7 protein-coding genes and 1 pseudogene are annotated in these 5,259 nt (G+C 65.1%); 5 read left to right on the top strand and 3 right to left on the bottom strand.

The genetic code is table 11. From position 1 onward, the window contains the following. From HUK82_RS14375 to HUK82_RS14360, 4 genes are all read left to right on the top strand, one after another. The coding region (locus HUK82_RS14375; RefSeq protein WP_176614613.1) for a PAAR domain-containing protein at positions 1-1,162 on the top strand (1,162 nt) is incomplete at its 5' end. Next, a complete protein-coding gene (locus HUK82_RS14370; RefSeq protein WP_246495333.1) occupies positions 1,162-1,668 on the top strand; it encodes an ankyrin repeat domain-containing protein in 507 nt (168 codons plus the stop codon). The genes HUK82_RS14375 and HUK82_RS14370, both read left to right, overlap by 1 nt. Further along, a complete protein-coding gene (locus HUK82_RS14365; RefSeq protein WP_176614611.1) occupies positions 1,668-2,123 on the top strand; it encodes a DcrB-related protein in 456 nt (151 codons plus the stop codon). The genes HUK82_RS14370 and HUK82_RS14365 overlap by 1 nt, the downstream gene beginning before the upstream one ends. 191 nt (positions 2,124-2,314) lie before the next feature. Beyond that, on the top strand, positions 2,315-2,995 hold the full coding sequence (locus HUK82_RS14360; protein ID WP_176614610.1) for a hypothetical protein: 681 nt from the start codon (positions 2,315-2,317) through the stop codon (positions 2,993-2,995). Positions 2,996-3,002: 7 nt separating this feature from the next. On the opposite strand, the gene HUK82_RS14355 is transcribed toward HUK82_RS14360, so the two are convergent. Both HUK82_RS14355 and HUK82_RS14350 read right to left on the bottom strand, forming a co-directional pair. Then, the gene (locus tag HUK82_RS14355; protein ID WP_176614609.1) at positions 3,003-3,482 is read right to left on the bottom strand and encodes a YaiI/YqxD family protein; all 480 of its coding nucleotides are present in this window, start codon (positions 3,480-3,482) and stop codon (positions 3,003-3,005) included. Between the two features lie 76 nt (positions 3,483-3,558). Beyond that, complete coding sequence (locus tag HUK82_RS14350) at positions 3,559-3,963, bottom strand: winged helix-turn-helix transcriptional regulator (RefSeq protein WP_176614608.1); 405 nt, start codon at positions 3,961-3,963, stop codon at positions 3,559-3,561. Positions 3,964-4,078: 115 nt separating this feature from the next. Here HUK82_RS14350 and HUK82_RS14345 point away from each other — a divergent pair, with 115 nt between their 5' ends. Next, positions 4,079-4,630 carry a flavodoxin family protein gene (locus tag HUK82_RS14345; protein WP_176614607.1) on the top strand — a complete coding sequence of 184 codons (552 nt, stop codon included), beginning with the start codon at positions 4,079-4,081 and terminating at the stop codon, positions 4,628-4,630. Positions 4,631-4,668: 38 nt separating this feature from the next. On the opposite strand, the pseudogene HUK82_RS14340 reads toward HUK82_RS14345, so the two are convergent. Next, positions 4,669-5,259 (bottom strand): annotated as a pseudogene (locus tag HUK82_RS14340) (ATP-binding protein); the annotation flags it as partial.

The raw sequence follows: 5,259 nt of genomic DNA, 5'->3' as shown, positions 1-5,259 counted from the left end.
GGCGATCGGGGCGGGTATCCTCGCCACGGGCGGTCTGGGCGCCGTGGCGATCGGGGCCGCCCTCGCCACGACCGGGCTAGGCGCTGCGATCGGCAGCATGATGGCTGGACCCGTCACCGGCGTGATCACGACCGGCTCACCCAACACCTTCATCAATCTTCTGCCGGCCGCGATGGTTGGCCTGTCCACCGGCGAATGCGTCATGCATGCCGGCGCCCCGATCCCGGTCACCACGGGTGCGGCGACCGTATTCATCAACGGTCGACCGGCTGCGCGCGTCTCCGACCTGATGGCGTGCGGGGCGAACATTCGCACCGGATCGCTCAACGTCTTGATCGGCGGACCGCGACAGTCACCGGTCTGTTCGGCCCTGCGTGACGAACAGGCCACGTTCGAGCGTTTTCGCGTCGACGCACAGGCCGCGAGCGCCGCCTATGATCCTCCTGAAAGCCGGACGCCGCCAGACGGATATCGCAATGCGACCGATGACGATCTGAGAACGCTCGGCCTGAAAAAAAGCATGCTGGAGCATCCCGTCGACCCAAGGACCACCAAACCGACCGACTTTCGGGCGGCGGTATTCATCAACAACACGACCAATGCCCCGATCGTCGCCTTCAAGGGCACGAGCAGCGGCGAGGACTGGAAAACCAATGCCGCACAGGGCCTTGGGCACCACACATTTTATTATGACCAGGCGCAGAAGATCGCGACAAACGTCCGTGACTCCGCCGGGGGCGAGAGCGCTCATTTCACCGGCCACTCGCTCGGTGGCGGGATGGCTTCGGCGGCCGCGAGCGCGACGGGTCTGCCGGCGACGACGTTCAACCCGGCCGGACTGAACGCCAAAACGGTCCCGCATCCGGTAAACGCCGATATTGACGAGATCCACGTCAAGGGCGAAGTCCTGCATGGCGCTCAGTCGACATTGCCGATCCCCGAAGCGGCCGCGACCAGAACCTGGGCGCTCGACCCACCAGGTTTCATCAGTGCAGCCACAGACCCGCGCTGGAAGGTCAGCGCGGCCGGTCTGCTGCGGGCATCCCTCATCGGCGCTGGCATCGGCGACGTTCTGCTTCACTTCATGGATAACGTCGACGCATCGCTGCGCCAGCGTCAGCGCCAGATCCAGCGATCCCTCGTCAGAAACGGGTGCCTCTGATGCGCGTCCTGCCCCTCGTTCTCGCAGCCTGCCTGTGCTGCGCCGCTTGCAAGAAAAAGGAACACACCGTGAGCCAGCATCATGACGAGCCCAAGGTGGGAGAGGTCGACCCCCGCTATCCGCACATCCCTATGATTGGCGCTGTGATGAACTCGGACACGGACGCGGTGCGGACACTCGCCGCTCAGGGCATCGGTCTCAATGAGCGCGCCCCAGAGGACCAGTCGACGCCGATGATCAATGCCGCCCAGACCGATCAGTGGCCTGTCGTGGAAATCCTTCTCGATCACGGCGCGGATATCTGGGCGCATGACGAGTTCGGCATTACGGCGGCACAGCGTACGATCACGAGCCGCATCCTGCGCGGTTCGCCCGAAGATGACGCCCGACTGCGCGTGATCGAAAAACTCAAGGCGCGTGGCTATCCCTTTCCGCCGCCGGGTCGCGACGAGGTTCTTGCCCTCGACAAGGCCGGGAAATGGCCGCCGCCGGGAGTACACCCCTGATGTCCAGCGCCGACCGTACCCTCTCGACACAGGGCATGTCGATCACCTGTCCCGACGGGTGGCGCGATGCGTCGATGCTCATTCTCTCGGCGACAGCACCGTCGCCATCGGGCATCACGCCCAACCTCGTCATCACGCGCGAGCCTCTGCCGGACCCGGAAACCGCTGATCGTGTCGCGCGGCTTCAGGACTTCGTCGACCGACAGATCGATCAGATGCACACCGCGCTCAAGGACTTTCGGGAGGTGGCACACCGCCGCGCCACCGCCGAACGTCCGGGTGTCGCGTTGACGATTGAGTGGACGTCCAACGGCATCCCCGTCACGCAGGCGATCACCTACGCCTATGCCGACGCCCGGACGGTTGTCATCTCCACGGCGACGGCCAGTCAATCGGAGTTCCCGCAGGCAGAGCCACAGTTTCTCGCGCTGCTACGAAGCTTTCGCATGGGTTGAGATACCGCCACGCTGCCGGGTGCCTGGACCCGGGTTGCCGCGCGGGCGCGAAGACACTGTGCGCCGCGATCGTCGCACGAAAAGACAGCGGCGATCGTTTCCGCCTGACGGCCCGGAGGCCAGTGCTGTCACCGGGTAGGTCCGCGGTCGCAACTTGGAGGCGGTCCGCCGCTTTGGCAACGGGGCTTTCTATGTCACGTGAGTTCGTCATTCCAGCCGTCATGCTGGTGGTCAGTCTATGTGCGTTCCTGCCGTCCCTGCTGGGGCTGGCGGGGGCTGCCCTCGCATGGGACGATCCCACCATAAAAGCGATCAGTTGGACCGGCCTTCTGCGCATCGTCCTGAGCATTGCGCTGATGGGACTGCCGATTTGCGTCGCCGGCAACATCGCACTGACGATAGCGGCCCTGAGAGGTTATCGGCCTGTGAACGCCCTGACCTGGGTGAGCTTCATTCCAACGCTTCTGGTTGTGGGAGGCATCGGCTACCTTTTTCTGGACGACACGCTGGACGAGAGACGAACGCGCCAGGTCGAGCGCTCCTATGATGCAATCGTCGCCGCCCCGCAGATGGCGAAGTTCCATGCCGTGACACAGGATCTTTCCCCTTATCTAAGGCTCGACCTCGCGCGTCGTGCGCAACAGCGGCTCACGGAGCACGGGATTGCCCCGCCGGCGACGGTCGATGAACTCTACACCGAAGAATACCGCGTCATGGTCGGTCAACGCGACGCCTTCAGGCGCGGCGAGACCTCGAAAGCGGAGTATCAGCAACAGCAAGGGATCGCCTCGCAGGAGTTCCTGGAGATGAGCGTCACGCTGGGTAAACCCCGGACCATTCCCGAGGCGAAATTCCTCGAGATCACCGAGTAGCGCGCGGCTACTCTCCGCGCGGTACCACGGGCCGCACACGCGGACGGCGGGCCTTGACGACCAGCGTGTCGAGCTGGGACAGAAAACGGGACCGGTCAGCCTTGCCGAAGGCTGCGCCGCCGGAGGTCATGACACCCGCCGAACGCAGATCGGTCATCAGGTTGCGCATCGCCAGCGCCATGCCGATCGCATCCCCATCCAGAAGCCGTCCCTTCGGTTCGAGAACGTGCGCGCCTTTTTCAACACAGCGCGCGGCCAGAGGGATATCGGCGGTGATCACGATGTCCTGGTCGACGACATGTTCAGCAATCCAGTCGTCCGCCACGTCCGGGCCCGCAGCGACGACGACACGTTCGACCAGCGGCGAGTCCGGCACGGCGATCATGCGGTTGGAGACGACGAATACGGACACGCTATACCGTCCGGCCACGCGATAGACCTCATCCTTGACGGGGCAGGCATCGGAATCGATGAAAATACGGCTCATCCCGCCAAACTGCCGCATGCAGACCGGAACCGCAAATCCCGTGGCACGCGGTCTTGACCGCGCGTATCGCGCACGGTCAGACCTGCCCCGAACGCGCATCATACGCCTTGTGGGCGTCGACGATGGCCGGCATGTGCTGTTCGGACCAGTGGGTCAGCGCGGAGACCGCATCCGTCAACGTCTCGCCCAGCGGGGTCAGGCTGTACTCCACGGTAACCGGCACGGTGGGATAGGCCACGCGCGCAACCAGGCCGTCGCGTTCGAGGTTTTTCAGAACCTGCGACAAAACTTTCTGCGACACGCCCGCGATGTCGCGCTTCAGGACATTGAAACGCGTGCGGCCCCGTTGCAACCGGTCGAGCACCAGCAGCGTCCACTTGTTGCCCAGACGATCAAGCACATGGCGGGCCGGGCATTCCCTGGCATAGATGTTGAACGCGGCGGGCACCGCGTCCGACGGGGGTTTCCTGGACGTAACCATGTATCGAAAACGTGCCTTCTTGCGGTGTGATGACCCCATTAGTATAACGTAAAATGCACCTGGTATCCAATGGAAACCGGTCGATAGTCGAACCCCGGACGAGAGGAACAGACCGATGAGCAAGACCGTTGTCGTATATCACTCAGGATATGGCCATACGAAGGTCGTGGCCGAGGCCGTGGCCCGTGGGGCAGAGGCGGCTCTGATCGCCATCGACGCCAACGGCGACATCGCCGAGGCCGACTGGGAGGCGCTGGACGCAGCCGACGCCATCGTGTTCGGCACGCCGACCTACATGGGCAACGTGAGCTGGCAGTTCAAGAAATTCGCCGACGCGACATCGAAAATCTGGTACACGCGCGGCTGGCAGGACAAGGTGTTCGGCGGATTCACGAATTCCGCCAGCCCGAGCGGCGACAAGCAGGTGGCGCTGATCGCGCTGCAGACACTCGCATCCCAGCACGGCGGGATCTGGGTCAGCCTCGGTCAGTTGCCCTCCAACACCAAGGCCGCGACCAACCTCGATCCCAACACCCTTGGTGGCTCGGTCGGTCTGCTGACCCGCTCCCCCGCCGACGCAAGCGTCGAGGAGGTGCCGCAGGGCGACCTGCAGACCGCCGAGCATTACGGCAAGCGCGTGGCCGACATCGCATCGAAGCTGCGCTGAACAGCCGGGGGAGGACGCGGGGTTCGCGTCCTCCCCGCTCACGACGCCGCGGCGGCAGTCTCCCACGCGGTGCCGATGACCGCGACGGCACGACGGCCCATCCCGTCCTCGCGCACCACCACCAGATTGCGCTCTTCCAGATAGGTCAGCTGGCGGCGGGCACGGCCAGGCGAATGGGTGCCGTAGGCACGGGCCAGCGCGGCATCATCCGGACAGGGCGCGCCCGTCATCGCGGCGCGGGCCAGAAGCAGGAACACACCCTGGACGTCCTCGGGCAACGCGAAGGCCAGACGCTCGGCCTCGCGCCAGTCGTCGGTGGCTTCCTCCTCGGGCGGAACGCCGGAGCGGGCGACGGACAGCACACGCCGGAAGGCGGCAAGGTCGAGCACGTCGCGCCCCAACCCGGCGATGCGGCAGCGGACCAGAAGATCCTGATACAGCGCGTGGACCGGGCGGAAGGCGGCGTCGCTGTCGCCCAGAATCTCGCGCACCATGTGGCCGATCCGGCGGGCGCGCTCAGCGCGGGCCTCGTCATCCTGGGGTGCGACTGCCTCCGGCTCGGCCGTGGCGACGGTGTCGCCGTGGGCGGCCAGTTGCGCCAGAATGTCGGGCGGGGGTGCTGCCGCGAT

The organism is Ameyamaea chiangmaiensis (assembly GCF_013376175.1).
Taxonomy (GTDB): domain Bacteria; phylum Pseudomonadota; class Alphaproteobacteria; order Acetobacterales; family Acetobacteraceae; genus Ameyamaea; species Ameyamaea chiangmaiensis.
This window is presented reverse-complemented; position numbering and strand designations above follow the sequence as displayed.

Excerpts from the sequence above, each read along its gene's own strand:
- HUK82_RS14370 (WP_246495333.1), top strand. The coding sequence starts at position 1,162 with ATGCGCGTCCTGCCCCTCGTTCTCGCAGCCTGCCTGTGCTGCGCCGCT.
- HUK82_RS14365 (WP_176614611.1), top strand. The coding sequence starts at position 1,668 with ATGTCCAGCGCCGACCGTACCCTCTCGACACAGGGCATGTCGATCACC.
- HUK82_RS14360 (WP_176614610.1), top strand. The coding sequence starts at position 2,315 with ATGTCACGTGAGTTCGTCATTCCAGCCGTCATGCTGGTGGTCAGTCTA.
- HUK82_RS14355 (WP_176614609.1), bottom strand. The coding sequence starts at position 3,482 with ATGAGCCGTATTTTCATCGATTCCGATGCCTGCCCCGTCAAGGATGAG.
- HUK82_RS14350 (WP_176614608.1), bottom strand. The coding sequence starts at position 3,963 with ATGGTTACGTCCAGGAAACCCCCGTCGGACGCGGTGCCCGCCGCGTTC.
- HUK82_RS14345 (WP_176614607.1), top strand. The coding sequence starts at position 4,079 with ATGAGCAAGACCGTTGTCGTATATCACTCAGGATATGGCCATACGAAG.